Below are 277 nucleotides of genomic sequence, written 5' to 3'. Positions count from 1 at the left end.
CTCCGCAGTCGTTGTAGAGCGTTATCACCCAGTCGTCGACGTTAACGGTCATCAGCCCGCAATAGATCTCATCCCAAGTGGCGTTTGTAATTCTGCGTATTGAGCGTGAAATCGTGGGGGCATCGCGCAGCACTACGTAGATCTCCCGAGCGGTGAGCATTTTTTTATCTGACATGGCGCCTCTCTCGGCCTGCGGATCTCAAACACAACAGCGTACTTCACCTTGCACAGAAATTATTTGTCCCTTTTCAGTGTGACGAAATGCCGAAGCCATAAG

At 50.9% G+C, this 277-nt stretch carries 1 protein-coding gene; it reads right to left on the bottom strand.

Annotation, left to right across the window (positions count from 1 at the left end; genetic code table 11):
* Positions 1-160: DUF7693 family protein (locus SB752_RS33565; RefSeq protein WP_486320405.1), on the bottom strand; the 160-nt coding region annotated here is incomplete at its 3' end.
* Positions 161-277: the final 117 nt, after the last annotated feature.

This window comes from Brevibacillus sp. SIMBA_040 (genome assembly GCF_046535075.1).
Classification (GTDB): Bacteria; Bacillota; Bacilli; order Brevibacillales; family Brevibacillaceae; genus Brevibacillus.
The sequence above is the reverse complement of the archived record's forward strand: the minus strand, read 5'-3'. Positions and strand labels throughout refer to the sequence as shown.